Origin of the sequence: Flavobacterium notoginsengisoli, from assembly GCF_042686225.1 — a bacterium.
Lineage (GTDB): Bacteria > Bacteroidota > Bacteroidia > Flavobacteriales > Flavobacteriaceae > Flavobacterium > Flavobacterium notoginsengisoli.
This window is the reverse complement of the sequence record NZ_JBHUOT010000001.1, coordinates 796,825-819,270: the sequence shown is the minus strand read 5'-3', so window position 1 is coordinate 819,270 and position 22,446 is coordinate 796,825. Positions and strand designations below refer to the sequence as shown.

Here is a 22,446-nt window from a genome sequence, read left to right as displayed (position 1 = left end):
AATCACAAAATTTGGTAACTTTACAAATTCACATATAAAATAATTCATGGCGAAAAAGACGATTAATAATGATGTTCTACTGGCGAACATAATCAAAGGGATTGAGGAAGTAAAAGGAAATGATATTGATATTCTTGACTTAAGAGAAATAGATACTGCTGTTTGCGACTATTTTGTTATTTGCAACGGTAGTTCCAATACCCAAGTTAACGCCATCGTAAACTCAATTCAAAAAACAGTATCAAAAGACTTAAAAGATAAGCCTTGGCACGTAGAAGGAACCGATAACGCCGAATGGGTTTTAATGGATTATGTACACATTGTAGTACACGTTTTCCAGAAACACATTCGCGAATATTACAACATCGAAAGCCTTTGGGGCGATGCCAAAATCACTACAATCGAGAACAAATACTAAAGAAACTTTCACTAAATGGCTAAAGATAATAATCCAAATCCGAATAAATTTAAAATAAGTCCTTGGTTAATATACACCGCAATACTTTTAGTTTTTTTATTCATAAGTTTTGCCACAGGAGGATCGAGCTTAAGCGAACCAGCTCAATTAACTTCTTCTAAATTCAATACACTTTTAGAAAAAGGCCAGATTGACAAAGTTATTGTATTCAATAAAGCTGAGGCTGAAGTATATTTAAATGCTGCGGCTCTTAAAGACCCGGCTAATAAAAAAGTAGCTGAAGATATTTTCAAACAACCAAACAAAGGTCCACATTACACTTTGGAAATTGGTAACGATCAAATCTTTCAGACTAAACTGGAAAAAGCAGTTAGCGAAGGAAAATTAAAAGATTTCAACTTCCTTCAAAAAAATAACTGGAGCGATATTTTAATCAGCTTACTACCTATCATCATCATTGTGGGTGTATGGATCTTCATTATGCGTAAAATGTCTGGCGGAGGCGCTGGCGGAGGTGGACAGATTTTCAATATCGGAAAATCTAAAGCTAAATTGTTTGATGAGAAAACAGATATCAAAACGACATTTAAAGATGTTGCCGGTTTAGAAGGAGCTAAAGAAGAAATTCAGGAAATCGTTGAATTCCTTAAAAACCCTGAAAAATACACGAATCTTGGAGGTAAAATTCCAAAAGGAGCTTTATTGGTAGGTCCTCCTGGAACAGGTAAAACTTTATTGGCAAAAGCTGTTGCCGGTGAAGCTCAGGTACCTTTCTTCTCTTTGTCAGGTTCTGATTTCGTAGAAATGTTCGTTGGAGTTGGTGCTTCACGCGTTCGTGACTTATTCAAACAAGCAAAGGAAAAATCTCCTGCTATTATCTTCATCGATGAGATTGATGCTGTTGGTAGGGCGAGAGGAAAAAGCAATATGTCAGGCGGAAACGACGAAAGAGAAAACACTTTGAACCAATTACTAACAGAAATGGATGGTTTTGGTACAAACTCTAACGTAATTGTTTTGGCTGCAACCAACAGAGCCGATGTTTTAGACAAAGCTTTAATGCGTGCCGGTCGTTTTGACAGACAAATTTTTGTTGACTTACCGGACATTCGCGAAAGAGCAGAAATCTTTAAAGTTCACTTAGCTCCTATTAAAAAAGTAGAAGGTCTTGATTTAGATTTCTTAGCCAAACAAACTCCGGGATTCTCTGGTGCAGATATTGCCAATGTTTGTAACGAAGCCGCCTTAATTGCTGCACGTAATAACAAACCTGCCGTAGACAGACAAGATTTTCTTGATGCTGTTGACAGAATCATCGGTGGTTTGGAAAAGAAAAATAAAATCATTACTCCGGAAGAAAAAAGAGCAATTGCTATTCACGAAGCAGGTCACGCTACTGTAAGCTGGATGTTAGAGCATGCTGCACCGCTTATCAAAGTAACTATTGTGCCTCGTGGACAAAGCTTAGGTGCTGCGTGGTATTTACCGGAAGAAAGACAAATCGTAAGAACAGATCAAATGTTAGACGAAATGTGTGCTACTATGGGCGGTAGAGCTGCTGAAAAAGTAACTTTCGACAGAATTTCTACCGGTGCTTTGAGCGATTTAGAGAAAGTAACACGTCAGGCTCGTGCAATGGTAACAATTTACGGTTTGAATGATAAAATCGGAAACGTTACTTATTACGATTCAACAGGTCAAAGTGAATACAACTTTTCTAAACCCTATTCTGATGAAACGGCAAAAATTATTGATGCTGAAATTTCAGAGTTAATCGAAGGACAATACCAAAGAGCAATTCAGATATTAGAAGAAAACAAGGACAAGCTAAACCAACTTGCTGATATCCTGATTGAAAAAGAAGTAATCTTTAAAGATGACTTAGAAAACATTTTCGGAAAACGTACTTTTGATAAAAACTTAGAAGAAGTAGTTTCATAAATAATTACGAAAAACGTAATAAATTTTTAAAATCTTAATTCAAAATACCCTTTTGAATTAAGATTTTTTTATCTTTGAACGTTTTCAATTAACATGTAAAGTATTTCATATAAAAAATGAATTTTTTCAAAAAAATATTTGGTTCGAGTGAAGCCCCTTCTGATGAAGAGAACGAAAGCGAATATGCAGGTACCTCTGCGCAGAACAGTCATTTGTCTTTAGATGAACAATTTATTTTCAATTTTAAAAAAAATGGAGGTAAATTTCTGTACTGTGAAAACAAAAGTGAAGTTACTGAACAGTTTGAAAACATATTAGAGGAAAATGACTGGTTTGAAAAAGAGGCTTTATGCTATGAACCGTCTCTTTTTGGCTTATTAGAAGAAAACAAATTATTCTATATCGCACCTTCAAATCCAAGATTCTTATTAGCCAGCTGTGAGAACCTTATTGCTGATGAAGGTTCTATCTTATTTTCATCCAAACAAATTCGACAAAACAAACCAAACGAATTACCTGCAAATATTGTTATTATAGCTACAACAAGCCAAATCCTTCCAATGAAAAGTGACGGATTGAGCGCTATAAAACGTAAGTACGAGAGAGACTATCCTACCAATATCACTACAATAAAATATTTCGAAAAAGCGAAAGAAGAAGATTTTACGCAATACGGAAGTGTCGCCAAGAACCTTTATTTACTGCTTTTAGAAGATCTTTAAGATGAATGAAACGCTGAAGAGAACCATTTCTGGTGCTGTTTATATCGCTCTGTTACTAACCTCGATATTGTTTTCTACCGAAAGCTTTATTATCCTTTTTGGTGCTTTCTTAATCATTACGATTTATGAATTTTCTAATATCGTAAATCTAAACAAAGTCTTTTCTATAGTTTTCGGAACAATAGTTTATACTCTAATAACTCTTATCAGTCATTACAATAAACAAACAAGCAAATTCTTAAACGAATCATTTAATTCCAACATAAGTTTAGAAACCAACATCAAACAGCTTGATTTGGTTCTTTTAGCAATAACTCTTGTTGTTTCTGTAAAATGCATCATATTCTTATTTTATGATTCTGTTCAAAAAATAAGTACTTCTTCAAAATATTTATATCTGCTTGGCTATATTACCCTCCCATTTTTATTTATAGTAAAAATATCTTTTGGAACACATGATTATAATCCAAAAATTATTATTGGATTGTTTGTTTTGATATGGACCAACGATACTTTTGCTTATCTGGTTGGAAAATCAATGGGAAAACACAAATTATTTGAACGCGTTTCTCCTAAAAAAACCATTGAAGGCTTCCTTGGCGGAGTTGTTTTTGCTGCTTTAGCCGGTTTTTTAATCTCTAAATTTTACATACAACCTAAAGCTGAATTCAGTAATATGTCTATTTTAATATGGACTACAATCGCATTAATCGTTAGTATTTTTGGCACTATCGGAGATTTGATTGAATCCAAATTTAAAAGAATTGCAGGTGTAAAAGACAGTGGTTCCATAATGCCGGGCCACGGAGGCATACTAGATCGATTAGATAGTGTTATATTTGTAGCACCCATTATATTTTTATTTTATCAAATTTTATATTATGTTTCATAAAGAAGGAGGCCCGTCCATTTTATTAGGTGTAGTTTTTACTGTTGTTGTCGTTTTATTAGCTGACAAATTTATTGATATCTATTGGCTGAGAACTGCTCTTCAGATTGCTGCATTAGTAATTCTGATTATCATTTTACAATTCTTTAGAAACCCTAAAAGAATTGCAATTAGAAACATTGATCATATTCTTGCTCCTGTTGATGGAAAAGTTGTGGTTATTGAAGAAGTTTATGAAGGAGAATATTTTAAAGATAAACGTTTACAGGTATCCATTTTTATGTCACCAATCAATGTGCATGTAACACGTTACGCCATGGATGGAATCATTAAATTCAGTAAATATCACCCGGGAAAATTCCTTGTTGCCTGGCATCCAAAAGCAAGTGAAGAAAATGAAAGAACTACCGTAGTTATTGAAAACGAGACTTTTGGCGCTATTTTATACCGTCAAATTGCAGGAGCATTGGCCCGTAGAATTGTTAATTATGCTAAAGAAGGAATGCAGGTTGTTCAGGGAACTGATGCCGGTTTCATTAAATTTGGATCGAGAGTAGATTTATTTTTACCTTTAGGTACGCCAATCAACGTTGAATTAAATCAAAAAGCGATTGGAGGAAAAACTATTATTGCTACAAAAGCATAAATGACTGAAAAAGACTTAGATACTCGCTTTGCAGAAGCTGTAGAAATTGCCATGACAATGACTCAGGCTTCACTGCCGCAAGATGTGCAGTTAAGACTTTACGCTTTTTACAAACAGGCTACTTTTGGAACAGCGGTCTACAATCATTCTGAAAATTTTGATTTAAGAGATGCCTTTAAAACCAATGCCTGGATGCAAATTAGTCATATGTCTGTTGACGAAGCAAAAGAAAATTACATCGAGATCATTAATTCATTAACGTCAAAATAAAATATTATGAAGAAAAACGTTGTTCTTTTTACTGCTTTAGCTTCATTTTTACTATTATTTTCCTGTAAAGAAGATAAGCTGACTGAAGTAGTTGAGGTACCTCTTCCAACCAAAGAAGAAAAAATCACTATTGGTTCGCCTAATGATGTAAAAGCAGATCCTGGTTCTTTTGAAATGACAAAATTACCATTTGCTTACGATGGTCTTTCACCAGCGATAAGATCTTTGACTATGGAAACGCATTATTCAAAACACTATCTCTCGTATACCAACAATTTCAACAAAGAAATTGTATCAACAGACTTTGAAAATATGCCGATTGAGGACATTTTAAAAAAGATGGATCTAAACAATGCTAAACTTCGTCAAAATGCGGGAGGATATTACAATCATACACTTTATTTCAATGTTTTAACCCCAAAAGAGCAGACTCCAAAAGATACTCTTGCAGGTTCTATCAATAAAGAATTTGGTTCTTTTAATAATTTAACGAATCAGTTTAAGGCACAGTCAGAAAAACAATTTGGTTCCGGATGGGTTTGGTTAGTGGTGGATCGATATGGTAAACTTCAAATTACAACAACTCAGGATCAGGATAATCCGCTGATGAAAAATGCCTTGATTCCAGGAACTCCTATTTTAGCAATTGACCTTTGGGAACATGCCTATTATTTAGATTATCAAAACCGAAAAGGAAGTTATATTGACGCTTTTTATGAACATATTAATTGGGAAAAAGTAAACGAATATTACGTTGAAGCTCTAAAAAAAGTCAAAAAAGTATAGAAAAGAAGCTGGTACGAATTAAGTATCAGCTTTTTTTTATACCTTAATGGTAACTCTAGACACGAAAACATGAAAGACATTGCCAATCGTTTTATAGAAAATCCATTATTATCGCCATCTGATTTACCTCCTAGCAGGGAAGGCTTAGAAATTACCTGTCTCTTAAATCCTGGTGTATTTCAATTTCAAAATAAAACCTGGCTGGCGGTAAGAGTCGCTGAAAGGCCAAAACAAATGGAAAATAGTATTTCTTTTCCGATACTTACAGAAACAGGGGTAATTGAAATTGTAGAAATCTTTAAAGACCATCCTGAGTTAATTGCAACTGATGCAAGGGTTATTAATTATCAGGGAAATGATTACTTGACAACTTTATCCCACATTCGTTTACTCTGCAGCGACGACGGAAAACACTTTTACGAGCCCGAAAACTATCCTCATTTAGCTGGTGAAGGAATATTGGAAACTTTTGGAATTGAAGACTGTCGTGTTTCGCTCATTGAAGAAAAATATTATCTCACTTTCACTTCCGTATCTGAAAATGGTGTGGGTGTAGGTTTACGAACCACAACGGATTGGAAGAATTTTCAAAAACATGGAATAATATTTCCGCCCCACAATAAAGACTGTGCCATTTTTGAGGAGAAAATAAATGGTTTATTTTATGCTTTACATCGTCCGAGCAGTGTAGACATTGGGGGAAATTACATTTGGTTAGCTTCTTCACCAGATGGCATTCACTGGGGAAATCACCAATGTATCATTAAAACAAGGAAAGGAAATTGGGACAGCAAAAGAGTTGGTGCCGGCGCCTCTCCTATCAAAACAGAAAAAGGCTGGCTTGAAATTTATCATGGCGCAAATGAATTGCATCAATATTGTCTGGGTGCTTTTCTCTTAGATCTGGAAAATCCTGCAAAAGTGATTTCAAGAACCGAAATCCCAATTATGTTTCCCACAACAGATTACGAATTGAGCGGTTTTTTTGGAAATGTTGTTTTTACGAACGGACATATAACAGAACCCGATGGAGACACTCTGACTGTTTATTATGGTGCGTCGGATGAATTTGTTTGTGGCGCACAATTCTCAATACAAGAAATTTTTTCTCTTTTAAAAAGTGTTTAAAAATATAAAAACATGCCTGGAGAACATCTCTAAACATGTTTTTAATTTATATGCAAATCACTTTTATTTTAACTCTAAAATCAAAGATTCTGAAGATTGAATTGAAACCTTAACAATCCCCTCCCCGTTTTGAACTTTCAGAATATACGTTTTAGTTTTATACAACTGTTCGTTTAATTTGTATTCTCCATCTTTTAAATTCCATGCTGAAACAATAGATGAAGGAATTTTTAAATCAAATTCGCTTTCCTTCTCAGAAGAAAAATTAACAACAATAATCAATTTTTGTTTTTCTGACCAGCGAGCGTAAGAATACAATAACGCATCATAATTTGGATTTTGACGGTTTGCAGATTGAATTTCTTCAAAACTTCCCATCAAAGCACTGCTACTGATTGTAAAATTTAATAAACGCTTGTAAAAATCACGAAGTTCTTTTTCAGAATCAGACAATTGTCCTCCGTCAAATTTACCTTCATTCATCCATCTTTGATGATTTGGCACTCCGATATAATCAAAAATTGAAGTCCTGGTTGGTTTTCCAAAACCGGCATCTTCCTTTCCAGCCTCTCCCACTTCCTGACCAAAATAAATCATCGTGGGAGAAGTGCTTAATGTTGCCGATACTGCCATTAACGGCTTTCCTCTTTCCGGAGTACCTGCAAACTCTGAACTTGCCAAACGCTGTTCATCATGATTGTCTAAAAAATGAAGCATATGATGTTCAATATCCGTCATTCGATTTTGAATAGTCGTTAATTCATCCGGAGAAGATTTTCCACGAATAATATCTTTCAGTTTATCGTAAGTTTCTACTTTATCATACAAATAATCCATTTTACCTAAACGAATGTAATTGCGGTATTCATTTGGATTATAAACTTCTGCCAGTAAAAAGGCGTTCGGATTTTTCATTTTAATGGAAGAGTTCATATAACTCCAAAATTCATACGGAACCATTTCAGCCATATCGTAACGAAATCCATCTACTCCTTTTGCTGTCCAGTACAAAGCAATATCCCGGAATTTTTTCCAGGAATCCGGCACAACTTTATCCTGCCAAAAATCAAAATGCTCTTTGTACGATTTCTGATCAAAACCAGCAGGAAGTTCAGGAAAATCTTTAGTTCCGTCAGGGCGAATACCATAATTTACCTTTACCGTTTCATACCAGTCGTTTTGATCCGGTTTTACTTTTCTAGAACCATTCCCTGTCCATTTTGCAGGATTCTCATCAAATTTTCCATCAATAAGCACATTTTTTTCTCCGTTTAGCGGAATATCTCCATCCGGAATTTCAAAATGTTCTTTCGGAATATAGTAGAAGTTGTTATCCCGTTTGTATTCAACGTTTACATCATCATCTGCGCCAAAATCTTTTACACCTGGAGGATTCGATTTTCCTTCATATTTTCTCGCAATATGATTTGGAACAATATCAATAAGCACTTTTAATCCGGAATGATGTGTACGTTTTATCAATGCTTCAAATTCTTCCAATCTCTTAGCCGGATCAACAGCCAGATCAGGATTTACATTGTAATAATCCTTAACTGCGTATGGTGATCCCGCTCTTCCTTTAACCACTTCCGGATCATCATCAGAGATTCCAAAAGCAGTATAATCTCTTACCAAAGCATGGTGAGGAACACCAGTATACCAAATATAATTAACCCCTAAATCTTTTATTTCCTGTAAAGCTTTGTCTGTAAAATCATTAAACTTACCAACGCCATTTTCTTCAATGGTTCCCCAGGGTTTGTTGGTTTTGTTTTTATTTCCGAAAAGGCGTGTAAAAACTTGATAAACTACAACTTTCTTTTCTGCTGCAGCTTCTTTTTTTGCTGTACTCATTTTTAATTCTTGCGTTTTACATGCTGAGAACAGTACAGTTAACGTAATTCCAGCTGCAATTATTTTTTTACTTATCATATTTTGGATTACCTAATATAGCTTTTAAAATTCTAAATACCTCTTCAGGTTTTAAAAAACAATTTTCTAAATGTAGCTCATTTTTTAAAATTCAGATCATACTGTTTTCAGTTTACACCATTTTAGAGGCACAATAGCTCAACTACAACGTGAGAGTTCGTCGTTTTGTTGAAAAAATAAATTAAGTAAAATTTCTTAATTAGTGTGTTGATGACTAATTATAAATTAATCCTAATATCCACCATAGGTTCTAACCTTTTTTATAAATTTGACAAAAATTTAATCAGTTGAAGAAATCACTCTTTTTCATATTTATTTGTCTGTCATTTTTAAGCGTTCAATTCACTTTCGCACAAGCAAAAAAAAAGGTACAAACTCCTAAAACAATCGTCATCGAGAATGCTGATTATTCTGACGTAGACCAGGTTAATGCTCCAGATGCTCTTTTGCTAACAGGAAACGTAAAAATAAATCATGACGGAGTTGTACTTACGTGCAACAAAGCTTATTTTTTTCAAAAAGAGAATTATTTAAAAGCCTTTGGAAATGTACAATTAGTACAGGGAGATACTCTATTTTTAAACAGTAAATATGCAGAATATAGCGGAAATGTGAAAAAAGCTTTTGCAACAGGTGATGCCGTTTTAACTTCTCCTGATGCTACTTTACGAACCGATACGATAAATTTTGACAGAAATGTTCAGGAAGTTTTTTATAATACTAAAGGGACGATTGTAAACAAAGACAATACTTTAGTAAGTAAATCCGGCAGATATTATGTCGAACAAAAGAAATTTCAGTTTTTAACTGAAGTTACGATTACAAATCCTAAATACGTCATCAAATCTAATCATTTGGATTATTACAGTAATTCCGGACATACTTATCTTTTGGGCCCCTCAACCATTACAAGTAAAGCCAATTATATTTATACTGAAAAAGGATTTTACGATACCAAGAAAAATTTGGCTCATTTTCTACGGAAATCATATATCAAATATGATGACCGCCTTATAGAAGGGGACAGTCTTTTTTATAATCGAAATACTGAATTTGCGTCGGCAACCCGCAATGTAAAAATTACCGATTCGATTAACAAAGGAATTGTAAAAGGTCATTATGCAGAGCTTTACAAACTGAAAGATTCGATGTTTGTAACCAAAAGGGCGGTTGCAATTAATTTAGTAGAAAATGACTCCGTATACATTCACGGACAAAAATTAATGGTTACAGGAAAAGAAGGTGAAAGGATTTTGAGAGCGTATAAAAATGTCCGTTTCTTTAAAATTGATATGAGCGGAAAATGCGATTCTATCCATTCTGATTCTAAAAGTGCTTTGACTAAATTAATTGGAAATCCAATTCTTTGGAATGGAGAAAGCCAGATTACAGGAGATTTAATGCATTTGATTGGAGATAATGAAACCCGAAAAATTGATTCCCTTAAAGTCTTAAACAACACTTTTCTCATCTCCAAGGATACGCTCGGAACCGGTTATAACCAGGTTAAAGGTCTCAACTTATTTGGAAAATTTCGGGATGGAAAATTACATGATGTTGATGTCATCAAAAATACAGAAGTCGTCTATTTTATGCGAAATGACGCCAATGAACTAATTGGAATTAACAAAAATGTCAGCAGTAAAATCAATTTAATATTAGAAAACAATGCTGTCGAAACCATTACGTTTTATAATAAAGTAGACGGAGATATTTATCCCGAAGACGAACTCCCTGAGAATGCCCGAAAATTACGAGGTATGGTCTGGCGGGGCGATGAAAGAATAAAATCCAAAGACGATATTTTTACTGCCGAAGAAAACGAACTTAATGACAAACTGATAAAAGAAGGGAAAGACGAGGAAGAAAAAGGCAAAAATATTCCAATGAAAGTTCGAAAGGAAACATTGGATTATGACAAGAAGAAACCAACTGCGAAGCCTGTAATAACGCCTGTTACTAAAGAAAAGACAAAAACTAATAAATAGTTTTTAGTTTATATTTTAGATTACTTTATGATTTAGAAAAATTTTCTTTGAAAATATATACTTAATTCATTTAATCTTAACCCTGAAATTCAAACCTTATAATATCAGCATTTTTGCCACTTTAATTCTTAAAATAATTTTCAGTCACAGTCGCTGTTTGTATTCTTTTTAGGAATTAAAACAGTTAAGAATCTAAGTATAAAATTAAAACCTCAGTACCTTTGCAACTTTGAACCTTAAAAAGATGAATCCAGATTTTATAAAATACCAGGCTCAGACTTCTCCTTACCCACTTGGAATGGAAGTTTCGCATGCTGTTGGCTCTTACATATACGATACAAGCGATAAAAAATATTTAGATTTTGTTGCCGGAGTTTCTGCTTGTACACTTGGACATCAACATCCGAGGGTAAATCAGGCCATAAAGGATCAACTGGACAAATACTCTCATGTAATGGTTTACGGAGAATATTCGCAGAGTCCGGCGGTTCAATATTGCAAAATGATGGCTTCGCTCCTACCTGAATCGTTAAACAAAACGTATTTGGTTAATTCGGGAACAGAAGCTATCGAAGGTGCTTTAAAATTAGCCAAAAGAACCACAGGACGCAGTCAGCTTATTTCATGTCATAATGCTTACCACGGAAACACTATGGGATCAATGAGTGTTATGGGATTTGAAGAACGCAAACAAGCTTTCAGACCTTTACTGCCCGATGTTGATTTTATCACTTTTAACAACGAAGAAGATTTACAAAAAATAACTACCCGAACTGCCGCTATTCTTTTAGAAACCATTCAAGGAGGCGCAGGATTTATTCAACCTGAAAATAATTTTCTTCAAAAAGTCAAAAAGCGCTGTGATGAGGTTGGAGCTTTGATGATTGTAGACGAAATTCAGCCTGGCTTTGGGAGAACCGGAAAACTGTTTGGGTTTCAAAATTATGACGTCGTTCCAGATATAGTGGTAATGGGAAAAGGAATGGGAGGCGGAATGCCGGTTGGAGCTTTTACAGCATCTGCCGAAAGAATGGATCTTTTAACCGAAAATCCAAAATTGGGTCATATCACTACTTTTGGCGGTCATCCTGTCATTGCGTCAGCCTGCTTAGCTACTTTGCAGGAATTAACTGAAACAAATTTAATGGCCGAAACGCTTGAAAAGGAAAAACTCTTCAGATCGCTTTTGGTACATCCTTTGATTACAGAAGTTAGAGGAAAAGGATTAATGCTGGCAGCGATGACAGAATCTGCTGAAATTACCAACGAGGTCATTTTAAATTGTCAGGACAAAGGATTGATATTATTTTGGCTTTTATTTGAAGGATGTGCGATACGAATTACACCTCCTTTGACTATTTCAGAAGAAGAAATTAGAGAAGGTTGCGCGATTATTTTAGAGGTTATGGATGAAATAATGAAAAAGAATACAAAATAAAAACTATCCTAATTTTTATACCCTTCTAATTAAAATACCATTAGTTTCAACTTACTTTATATTTTGATGAAACTTTTCAGCATTAACAGAAAAACAACAAAATTGAAGTTAATCTCCTGACAATAAAAGAGATTTCTTCCCAAAACAGAATAAAAAACGCCATATATTGTTAATTAAATTGTTCAAAACAATTAATTTCCTATCCTTACAACAATTATATGGTTGCCTAAATTTATATCAGGCTAATTTCAAAAATACGAAGTATGCAATTAAGCAACGAAGAAGAAGATTATAACCTATCCCTATCCAAATTTGAGTCAATGTTAAAAACTAACAAAGTACTCTTTTTTGATTCTGAAGAATTCGAAGAAATTATTCTTCATTATTTAGACATAGGCAAGGCTAATTTAGCAAAAAAGGCCTTAAAACTTGCATTAGACCAACATCCAAAATCTACAGGCTTAAAATTAGTACAAGTAGAAATGTTGGTTTATGATGACAAACTCGATCTTGCTGAAAAGCTTTTGAATGAGTTGTATGCAATTGAACCTAATAACGAGGAAATCTACATCCAGAAAGCCAATATCTGTTCCAAAAGAGACCAACACGAGAAAGCAGTCGAACTGTTAAAAATCGCGTTGCAGTACACTGATGATTATGCTGATGTGTATAACTTAATCGGAATGGAATATCTTTTTATGGATAATCTCGAACTGGCAAAAGAGAATTTCATCAAATGTCTTGAAGAAGATTTAGAAGATCAATCTGCTCTTTATAACGTAGTGTATTGTTTTGAATTTTTAGATCAAAACCAAGAAGCTATTGTCTATCTTAACGAATATATCAACAGAAATCCGTATAGCGAAATTGCATGGCATCAGCTTGGACGTCTTCATTATGGCGTAAAAGAATATGAAAATGCAATTCGAGCATTTGATTATGCAACGTTGATTGATGACGAATTCTTAGGCGCTTTTATGGAAAAAGCAAAAGCTTATGAACGTCTAAAAAAATACAACGAAGCGATTGAAAGCTACAACAGAACAATAGAACTAGACGACGCAACATCTTACGCTCTTCTTCGAATTGGAAAATGTTACGAGAAACTTGGGAATTTAGCGAAAGCGATTCAATACTATAACCAGACTGTTCATGAAGATCCGCTTTTAGACAAAGGATGGATTGCGATAACAGACTTTCATCTTCGCCAGAAAAACTATCAAAAAGCATTGTTTTTTGTCAATAAAGCACTGGCAATTGACAATCAAAATCGTTTGTACTGGAAAAGATACGCTACAATCAACAAACACATGAATTTCTTTGAAGAAGCCGAATTCGGTTTCAGAAAAGCGGTTGAGTTTGGAGATTATGCATTAGACACTTGGTTATACTGGGTTGATATTCTACAGTTTTTAGGAGAATTTGAAAGTGCTATTCAGACTTTGCTACAAGCATCAGAATATTTTCCTGAAGAAAATGAAATCGAATATCGTTTAGCTGGATTGTATTTCATGATTCAAGACACCACAAAAGCTAAATTCCACTTAAGCAACGGCTTACGTCTTAATTTTGATAATTACATCTTAATTGAAGACTTGTTTCCTGTGGTTTGGTCAAAAAAAACAGTAAAAAATTATATAGAAAAACATCGTAAATAAGAATGGTTGATATTTTATTAAGAAGACGTTTTGGATTATTGGGACGCAACATTAGTTACTCTTTTTCAAAAGGTTATTTTACAGAAAAATTTAATAATGAAGTTTTTGCTGGTAACAGCTATGAGAATTTTGACATTTCGGAAATTAATTATTTCACAGAATTAATTAAAAACAATCCTGATCTAAAGGGATTAAATGTTACAATTCCGTACAAAGAACAAGTTATTCCTTTCTTAGATAAATTATCACGAAAAGCTACTTTAATTGGGGCTGTTAATACTATAAAATTTACTAAAAACGGTAAGTTAAAAGGTTACAATACTGACTATTATGGATTCAAGAAGTCTTTAGAACCACTTTTAGAACCACATCATAAAAAAGCCCTTATTTTAGGAACAGGCGGCGCCTCAAAAGGTGTTGCTTTTGCTCTTGATGAATTAGGTATCCCCTACACTTTTGTTTCCAGAGAAGCCAAAGAAAACATTATTGATTACGATTTGATCAATGCCACTACTTTTGATAATTTTCAAATTATAATCAATTGTACACCTGTTGGAACAAGTCCAAATATTGATGCTTGTCCGAACTTACCCTACGAGTTTTTTACAGAAAAACATATTGCTTACGATTTAATTTACAATCCGGCAGAGACTACATTTCTGAAATTAGCAAAAGAGAAAGGTGCTGTAATAAAAAATGGACATGACATGCTAATTTTTCAAGCTGAAAAAGCCTGGAAAATCTGGAACAAATAAAAAGAAGTAAAAAATAAAATGTTAATGTATTTTTTGTATTTTTAAATCACTTATTAACAAGTGGTTATGAGAAAAATACAAGTACTTAGCATTTTATTTTTTTTATTTCACAATCTTCTTTCAGCTCAGGAAAACGATACCTTAGAAAGTCCTTTCTCTGAGCCTCGTTATCACTATTTTCTAAAAACCATTATTCTCTTCGACGAATATTTAGATACTGATAATGGCTCTTTTAACACTACTCAAATTCGTGTTTTGCTACCAATTGGAAACAAAGCCTGGAACTTGCGTTTTGATCTTCCTCTGGTTTCAGCAAACACTAATTCGATAAACAAAACCGCAATTGGAGATGTGGGAATGGGAGTCAGCTATATTCCATACATGAAAAACAGTAACGGTTTTGCTTTAAGAACAAGAGTTTATGGGAATACAGCAGCAGATCCCAATTTTGGAACCGGAAAATGGGTTATTATGCCCGCTGTAATTTATGGAAAGTATTTATATAATAAAAAATTTCTTTGGCTATCCACGATGGAATATCAAACCAGTTTTGCTGGTGACGACAATCGAAATGATATAAGCGTTACTCTTTTTGAAAATGTAATTCTACATTTTTTTGGAAAAAACTGGGTCGCTGCAGATGTTGCCTTTAGATACAATGATATTATTGACGGATTTCAGAACAATGTCTTTGTCGAATTTGGACGAAAAATTACGCCTACAAATTTAGTTTACATACATCCCAGCGCAGGATTTGGTACAAACAGAACCTACAATTTTGGCATTGAAATGGGCGTTTTGATTCTTTTTTAAGAAAGAAAAAACAATAGAACTTTACTAATTTATATTTTTAAAGGAATAAAAGAATACAGATTCTAAATTTACAGATACTCCAGTGATTCAATAAAAAGTAATTCAACATAGTAGTGAATAAGGTGAAAGAACAAGAATTTCGTCGTAAAATACAGCATAATCAAGCGATTTATTTTGTAGTTAGAAACACCTTTACTATCTTTCGCACTGTTTAAAATAAAAACCTTATACATTTTAAAGATGTTAGAAGAAAAGAATGATAACCTGCAGGAAGCAGACGGAAAATCAGGAATCGAGATAAATGATTCTACAGCAAATGATGCAATTGAAACATCTGGTCCTGAAACTTTAGTTGATAATTCAGTTTCAGAAACTGAAATCTTACCAGATAACACTGACAATACCCATCAGGAAGCTTTGGATGTCATCACAAGTTCAAATGCGGCTGAGAGTGAAGACGAAACTTTAAAAGAACGTCATGACATTCCAATGCAGGATTACAATACATTCTCTCTGGATGCTCTTGTAGATGAATTAAAAAAACTGGTTAATACAGATAAAGTAATGTCTGTAAAAGATCATATTGAAGAAATCAAAAAAGCATTCTTACTACAGTACCACCATCTTTTAGAGGAAAAGAAAGAAGAATTTCTTGCTTCTAACCCTGATCCAAGCGAAGAATTCGAATATCATCTTCCATTAAAGCTAAAATTTGACGAATATTATAATATTTTTAGAGATAAAAGAAATGCTCATTTTAAACATTTACAGACGAATCTAAAAACCAATTTAGAAACTCGTCTGGCGATTGTTGAGGAATTAAAAGAACTCATCAATCCGCAGGAAAATATAAAAGACACCCTTAAGCATTTTAATGAATTAAGAGAAAGATGGAAAAATGCTGGTGCAATTCCTAAAGATAAGTACAATCATGTTTGGAACAATTACCATTTCCACGTAGAAAACTTCTACGATTACCTTCATTTAGACCGTGAAGCGAGAGATCTGGATTTTAAACACAACCTAGAACTTAAACAAAAAATAATCGCTCGTGTCGAAGAATTAGTAAATGATACTGACGTAAATAAAGCTTTCCGTGAATTACAGGATTTACACCGAATCTGGAAAGAGGAAATTGGACCTGTTTCTAAGGAACATCGTGATGCGATATGGAATCAGTTCAGTGAATTAACGAAAAAAATACACGATAAAAGAGAAGTGCTGTTCGAAAACCAAAGAGCTAACGAACAGCAAAATCTTGAAATTAAAAAAGAGATTATTTCTAAAATAGCTGTTTTAGGTACTGAAAAAGTAAATTCTCACTCTCAATGGCTAATACAAATCCAAAAAGTAGAAGACTTAAGAAATGAGTTTTTTGCAGCAGGAAAAGTCCCGTCTGAGGTTAACGAGGAAACCTGGGCCGCATTTAAAACTGCTGTTAGAAATTTCAATGCTTTTAAAAATTCTTTCTACAAGGATATCAAGAAAGATCAAAACGACAATTTAAATAAAAAATTAGCTCTTGTAACCAAGGCAAAAGAATTGCAGGAAAGTACCGATTTTCAAGCTACAACCCCTATAATGAAACAAATTCAGGAAGAGTGGAAACAAATTGGCCATGTTCCTAAAAAATATTCAGACAAAATCTGGAAAGAATTTAAAGATGCCTGCAACCATTATTTTGATAAATTAAAAGAACACAAATCTGAAGAAAACAGTGAAGAAGTAGCCGCTTTCGACAACAAAAAAGCCTACTTGGAAATCCTAAGAGCTTTTCAGTTGACTGGAGATCATAAAACAGATTTAGATGGCATAAAAGCACATATAGAAACCTGGAAAGGATTTGGAAAAGTACCTTTTTCAAGACGTCATATCGAAGGTAAATTCAATAAAATTCTGGATGCGCTTTTTGAAAAACTAAGCTTAAGCAAAAAAGAATCTGAAATGATGCGCTTTGCCAATCGTATTGATTCTCTTTCTGACAGCAATGACACACGTAAATTAGATAATGAAAAAATCTTTATTATGCGTAAAATTGAGGAAGTTCAAAATGAGATTTTCCAATTAGAAAACAACATTCAGTTTTTTACTAATACTAAAAACGCTAAAAAAGAGAATTCTATCGTTACTGAAGTTCGCAAAAATATCGCGATTCACAAAGAAAGCCTTGATGTCTGGAAAGATAAACTAAAACAACTAAGAAACTTAGGTCAGGAATAAGAACTGAGTTAAAACAAATTATGTAAAGGTGTAGTGAAAATATTCATTACACCTTTTTTGTTTGATTTTTTTACCGCAATCCCGATAGCTATCGGGATTGCGGTAAAATTCACTCCAAATCAAAACTTAACATTCTGATTAAATTCTATAAAACAATTCTGTAAAATATTGATTATATTTGATTCATCACATTATCTTTTGATAATCAAACTAATAACAACATTTTATTAATTTTAATACCACACAAATGAAATTTACTAGAAAAGCACACGCCAACTGGAAAGGAACCGGTATGGAAGGAACAGGAACAATAAGCACTCAAAGTACAACTTTAGATAACGCACAATTGTCTTTTAAAACAAGATTTGCAGATGGTGTAGGAACAAACCCGGAAGAACTAGTTGCAGCGGCACATTCCGGATGTTTTACCATGCAATTAAGCTTTTTACTGAATGAAGGCGGATTTACTGCAGATGATTTAACTACAGAAGCAACCGTTACTTTTGAAGATGGTTCAATAACCCTAATTCATTTAGATTTGAAAGGAAAAGTTCCTTCAATTTCTGCAGAGGAATTTACGGCTACCGCTAATAAAGCAAAAGAAATCTGTCCGATTTCTAAATTACTAAACACTACTATTACATTATCTGCTGAATTAATTAGCTAGAAAAAATTAAACATAAAAAAAACCATTCGATTTTCGCGAATGGTTTTTTTTTATAAAGAATTGACTTTATTACATTTTAGCTTTCAAAGCTTTAGCTTCAGCAGTCATTTCAAGAGCACTGTAAACACCTAATAATGTTTTAGAAACATCTTCGTTTTTAGGATCTAACTCGTTCGCTTTTTTAAGGTAAGGAATAACTCCCTTGAAAACACCTTCTCTTTGTGCTTTTAAAACATCGTAACGTTTCATATCTTTCGCAGAAGTACCTAATTTATTCATTTCATCAATGATCGGTTTTTCAGCCTCTAATTTTAATGCCGCAAGATTTAAGTAAGCATTTGTATAGCTTGGATTAATTTCAATTGCTCTTAAGTAGTATTTCTCAGCGTCTGCATTGTTTTTTGCACCTGAACTAATAACTCCTAAATTGAATACTAAATCAGCATTGTTTGGATCTTTCTCTAAAGCCTCACCAACCAATTTTTTGTACATATCAAAATCTTTAGTCTCAAGATATAAATTAGCTTCAGTTAAGATTAAAGAAGTATCTTCCGGATTTGCTTTTCTAGCGTCTGCGATTGCTTTTTTAGCTTCTTCAGTACGTCCTTTTTGAACTAAGATTAAAGCTAAATTTTTATAGATTTCGCCTCTTTTAGAAGGGATAGCTTCTGTTTTAGGTTTTTCGTGTGTACCTAATTTTACAGCCATATCTCTTTCTTTAGCATTAGCAAAGTTATCTTCGTTTCCACTAGCTTTATTTGAAGCTAAATACAAAGTACCTTTTCCAGAATAGTTCACTTTTTTCAACTCTTCATACATTGGTAAAGCAAGATCAAAATCTTGTGCATTAACCGCAGTTGAAGCAGCATAATACAAGTTAATTGTATCATTTCTGTCTAAGGCATAAGCATCATACAATTTTTTTGCTCCTTCAACATTTTTGTTTGACTGAGTATCAGCAATTGCAGAATTGATCAATTTTCCCTTGATATTGCTAATCGAAGTCGCTGCCTGAGTTGAATATTTCTGTTTTCCAGAAGTTTTTTCAATCTCAATCAATTTCTTGTAGTTCTCAGCAGCAGCAGTTAAATTTTTGCTTTCTTCTACTTTTTTATCAGCAAGTTCCAAATAAGCATTTCCTTTTACAAAATAAAATTGCGCCTGCTCTACGTCTTTGGCATTTGCAACCATATTTTCAGCATCATTTAAGATTGTAATTGCTCCTTGAGCATCTCCTCCTTTTAAAGCTTTTTCAGCACTTTTAATTTGATCTTTTTGTGCAAAAGAAGCCATAGAGATCAATAATGCTGAAGCAAGTATTACATATTTACTTTTCATAGTGATTTATTTGTATTTAAATTTCTTTTTATTCTATTTTAATTATTCTTCAGATTCTTCTTCTTCAGCATCATCTTCATCGTCAATTACTTCATCATCAGAATCATCGTCATCTTCTACTGGCCCATCATCTTCCAGTACTTCCAAATCCGGTTTAACTCTTTCGATTCCAGACTCAATTACATTTCCATCCTCATCAACAACTACTTCTTCAACATCATCTTTCATTACTTTTGTAACAGCAGCGATAGAATCTTTTCCTTTAAGATTAATCAATCTGACACCTTGAGTTGCACGTCCCATAACACGCAAATCTTCAATTGCCATTCTAATTGTTAAACCTGATTTATTAATAATCATCAAATCATCAGCATCTGTAACCGCATTGATAGATATTAATTTTCCTGTTTTCTCGGTAATATTAAGTGTTTTCACACCTTTACCTCCACGGTTAGTAATTCTGTAAACATCTTCTCCGTCTTCATCAACCAATTTCGTACGTTTTCCGTATCCATTTTCAGTTACCACTAAGATTTGAGATTCTGTAATATCATTTTTATCAACCGTAACCATTCCAATTACTTCGTCGGTTTCATCTTTTAAAGTAATACCACGAACTCCGGAAGCAGTTCTTCCCATTGGACGTGTTTTGGTTTCTTCAAAACGAACTAATTTTCCAGATTTAACCGCCAGAATAATTTGACTTTCTCCGTTTGTTAACTGAGCTCCAATTAACTCATCACCTTCTTTAATTGTAATAGCAGCAACTCCATTCACTCTTGGTTTAGAATATTTCTCTAAAGAAGTTTTCTTCACCTGACCTTGTTTCGTCACCATTACAAGATTATGTGTATTGATATACTCTTTGTCTTTTAAATCTTGCGTACAAATAAAAGCTTTTACTTTATCATCACTTTCAATGTTTACCAGGTTCTGAATTGCTCTTCCTTTTGCTGTTTTACTTCCTTCCGGAATTTCATAAACACGCATCCAGAAACATTTTCCTTTTTGCGTAAAGAACATCATGTATTGGTGATTTGTTGCTACGAACATATGTTCTAAGAAATCCTGATCTCTTGTTCCTGCACTCTTCTGCCCAACTCCACCTCTATTTTGTGTTTTGTACTCAGATAAGTTTGTACGTTTGATATAACCTGCGTGTGAAATTGTAATTACTACATTCTCATCTGCAATTAAATCTTCAATACTTACATCACCTCCAGAATATTCGATTTGAGAACGACGATCATCCCCATATTTATCACGAATTTCAGTAAGTTCTTCTTTAATTAAGTCGGTTCTTAAATTAACATCTGCTAATAAAGCTTTCAAATGCTCAATTAATTTCATCAATTCGTCGTACTCAGCTCTTAATTTATCCTGCTCCAGACCTGTTAACTGACGTAAACGCATCTCAACAATTGCACGAGCCTGAATATCTGACAATTTAAATCTCTCGATTAATTTTTCTCTTGCCTCATCAGTATTTTTAGAACCTCTAATTAACGCAATTACTTCATCAATATTGTCAGAAGCAATGATTAAACCCTCTAAAATATGCGCTCTTTCTTCAGCTTTACGCAATTCAAACTGTGTTCTTCTAACTACTACATCATGACGGTGCTCAATAAAATAATGAATCATATCTTTCAGATTCAATAATTGAGGACGTCCTTTCACCAATGCAATATTATTTACACTAAAAGAAGACTGTAATTGAGTATATTTATATAAGGTATTTAAAACTACGTTTGGCGTAGCATCACGTTTCAAAATATAAACGATACGCATACCCGTTCTATCAGATTCGTCACGGATATTCGCAATACCTTCAATTTTTTTATCATTAACTAAATCAGCCGTACGTTTAATCATCTCGGCTTTGTTAACCTGATACGGAATTTCAGTAACAATGATACACTCTCTTCCATCTACTTCTTCAAAACCAACTTTAGCACGCATTACAATACGCCCTCTACCTGTTTTAAAAGCTTCACGAACACCTTCGTATCCATATATTATACCTCCGGTTGGAAAATCCGGAGCTTTAATATGCGTCATTAATTCATCTACTTCAATATCATTGTTATCTAAGTACGCTAAAGTACCGTTGATAACCTCAGTTAAATTGTGTGGCGGCATATTCGTTGCCATACCAACTGCAATACCTGTAGCTCCGTTTACTAATAAAGTAGGAACTCTGGTAGGCATTACTTTTGGTTCATATATAGTATCGTCAAAGTTCAATTGAAAATCAACTGTTTCTTTTTCGATATCTGCCATAATTTCTTCAGAAATTTTGCGCATTCTGGCCTCAGTATAACGCATTGCTGCCGGACTATCTCCATCGACAGATCCAAAGTTACCCTGACCATCAACTAATAAATATCGCATACTCCACTCCTGAGCCATACGTACCATTGCGTCATAAACAGAGGTATCTCCGTGCGGGTGGTACTTACCCAGAACCTCTCCCACGATTCTTGCAGATTTTTTATGGGCAGATCTTGAAGTTACTCCTAAATCATACATTCCATAAAGAACTCTTCGATGCACTGGTTTCAAGCCATCTCTAACATCAGGAAGTGCTCTTGATACAATTACTGACATCGAATAATCGATGTAAGCTGATTTCATTTCATCTTCAATGTTAATAGGAATTAACTTTTCTCCTTCAGACATAAGTTGTTATATTAAATAATTATAATAGTTTCAAAGCGTGCCAAGATACGTTTTTTTAAAATTTTTTCAGCTATTTCCTTACACTTATTTAAATGATTTATTAACAACTTTATTTTGGCTTTTAGTTAATAAATTAAGCGTTTTTTAACGCTTTT

18 protein-coding genes are annotated in these 22,446 nt (G+C 33.7%); 15 read left to right on the top strand and 3 right to left on the bottom strand.

Annotated elements, in window-relative coordinates:
* Positions 1 to 46: 46 nt before the first annotated feature.
* The 8 genes from rsfS to ACFS3A_RS03425 all read left to right on the top strand — a co-directional run bounded on the left by rsfS (position 47) and on the right by ACFS3A_RS03425 (position 6,800).
* Entirely contained in the window at positions 47 to 418 is a 372-nt protein-coding gene (gene rsfS / locus ACFS3A_RS03460; RefSeq protein ID WP_007809313.1) for a ribosome silencing factor, read from the top strand.
* Positions 419 to 433: 15 nt separating this feature from the next.
* Positions 434 to 2,359, top strand: coding sequence for an ATP-dependent zinc metalloprotease FtsH (gene ftsH, locus ACFS3A_RS03455; protein WP_109192783.1), 1,926 nt, complete (start codon positions 434 to 436; stop codon positions 2,357 to 2,359).
* 116 nt (positions 2,360 to 2,475) lie between these two features.
* On the top strand, positions 2,476 to 3,081 hold the full coding sequence (locus tag ACFS3A_RS03450) for a lactate utilization protein B/C (RefSeq protein WP_144214346.1): 606 nt from the start codon (positions 2,476 to 2,478) through the stop codon (positions 3,079 to 3,081).
* A 1-nt stretch (position 3,082) separates the two neighbouring features.
* The gene (locus ACFS3A_RS03445; protein ID WP_379823932.1) at positions 3,083 to 3,973 is read left to right on the top strand and encodes a phosphatidate cytidylyltransferase; all 891 of its coding nucleotides are present in this window, start codon (positions 3,083 to 3,085) and stop codon (positions 3,971 to 3,973) included.
* Complete coding sequence (locus ACFS3A_RS03440; RefSeq protein WP_379823931.1) at positions 3,963 to 4,616, top strand: phosphatidylserine decarboxylase family protein; 654 nt, start codon at positions 3,963 to 3,965, stop codon at positions 4,614 to 4,616. Before ACFS3A_RS03445 ends, ACFS3A_RS03440 begins: the two co-directional genes overlap by 11 nt.
* Positions 4,617 to 4,886 carry an acyl-CoA-binding protein gene (locus ACFS3A_RS03435; protein ID WP_379823930.1) on the top strand — a complete coding sequence of 90 codons (270 nt, stop codon included), beginning with the start codon at positions 4,617 to 4,619 and terminating at the stop codon, positions 4,884 to 4,886.
* Positions 4,887 to 4,892: 6 nt separating this feature from the next.
* Positions 4,893 to 5,672 (top strand): superoxide dismutase, encoded by a 780-nt coding sequence (locus tag ACFS3A_RS03430; protein WP_379823929.1) that lies wholly within the window; start codon positions 4,893 to 4,895, stop codon positions 5,670 to 5,672.
* Positions 5,673 to 5,741: 69 nt separating this feature from the next.
* Complete coding sequence (locus ACFS3A_RS03425) at positions 5,742 to 6,800, top strand: glycoside hydrolase family 130 protein (protein ID WP_379823927.1); 1,059 nt, start codon at positions 5,742 to 5,744, stop codon at positions 6,798 to 6,800.
* A gap of 63 nt (positions 6,801 to 6,863) precedes the next feature.
* Here ACFS3A_RS03425 and ACFS3A_RS03420 read toward each other — a convergent pair whose 3' ends face one another.
* Positions 6,864 to 8,732, bottom strand: a complete 1,869-nt coding sequence (locus tag ACFS3A_RS03420; RefSeq protein ID WP_379823926.1) for an alpha-amylase family glycosyl hydrolase — start codon at positions 8,730 to 8,732, stop codon at positions 6,864 to 6,866.
* Positions 8,733 to 9,019: 287 nt separating this feature from the next.
* Here ACFS3A_RS03420 and ACFS3A_RS03415 point away from each other — a divergent pair, with 287 nt between their 5' ends.
* From ACFS3A_RS03415 to ACFS3A_RS03385, 7 genes are all read left to right on the top strand, one after another.
* Entirely contained in the window at positions 9,020 to 10,720 is a 1,701-nt protein-coding gene (locus ACFS3A_RS03415; RefSeq protein ID WP_379823925.1) for an OstA-like protein, read from the top strand.
* 244 nt (positions 10,721 to 10,964) lie between these two features.
* Positions 10,965 to 12,158, top strand: a complete 1,194-nt coding sequence (locus ACFS3A_RS03410) for an aspartate aminotransferase family protein (protein ID WP_379823924.1) — start codon at positions 10,965 to 10,967, stop codon at positions 12,156 to 12,158.
* Positions 12,159 to 12,421: 263 nt separating this feature from the next.
* The gene (locus tag ACFS3A_RS03405) at positions 12,422 to 13,816 is read left to right on the top strand and encodes a tetratricopeptide repeat protein (protein ID WP_091491100.1); all 1,395 of its coding nucleotides are present in this window, start codon (positions 12,422 to 12,424) and stop codon (positions 13,814 to 13,816) included.
* Between the two features lie 2 nt (positions 13,817 to 13,818).
* Entirely contained in the window at positions 13,819 to 14,571 is a 753-nt protein-coding gene (locus ACFS3A_RS03400) for a shikimate dehydrogenase family protein (RefSeq protein ID WP_379823922.1), read from the top strand.
* A gap of 66 nt (positions 14,572 to 14,637) precedes the next feature.
* Complete coding sequence (locus ACFS3A_RS03395) at positions 14,638 to 15,384, top strand: lipid A phosphoethanolamine transferase (protein ID WP_379823921.1); 747 nt, start codon at positions 14,638 to 14,640, stop codon at positions 15,382 to 15,384.
* 240 nt (positions 15,385 to 15,624) lie between these two features.
* Entirely contained in the window at positions 15,625 to 17,604 is a 1,980-nt protein-coding gene (locus ACFS3A_RS03390) for a DUF349 domain-containing protein (RefSeq protein ID WP_379823920.1), read from the top strand.
* Between the two features lie 247 nt (positions 17,605 to 17,851).
* Positions 17,852 to 18,271 (top strand): OsmC family protein, encoded by a 420-nt coding sequence (locus tag ACFS3A_RS03385; RefSeq protein WP_379823919.1) that lies wholly within the window; start codon positions 17,852 to 17,854, stop codon positions 18,269 to 18,271.
* Between the two features lie 69 nt (positions 18,272 to 18,340).
* On the opposite strand, the gene ACFS3A_RS03380 is transcribed toward ACFS3A_RS03385, so the two are convergent.
* On the bottom strand, positions 18,341 to 19,609 hold the full coding sequence (locus tag ACFS3A_RS03380) for a tetratricopeptide repeat protein (protein ID WP_379823918.1): 1,269 nt from the start codon (positions 19,607 to 19,609) through the stop codon (positions 18,341 to 18,343).
* A 42-nt stretch (positions 19,610 to 19,651) separates the two neighbouring features.
* Positions 19,652 to 22,291 (bottom strand): DNA gyrase subunit A, encoded by a 2,640-nt coding sequence (gene gyrA / locus ACFS3A_RS03375; protein ID WP_379823917.1) that lies wholly within the window; start codon positions 22,289 to 22,291, stop codon positions 19,652 to 19,654.
* Between the last annotated feature and the right edge of the window lie 155 nt (positions 22,292 to 22,446).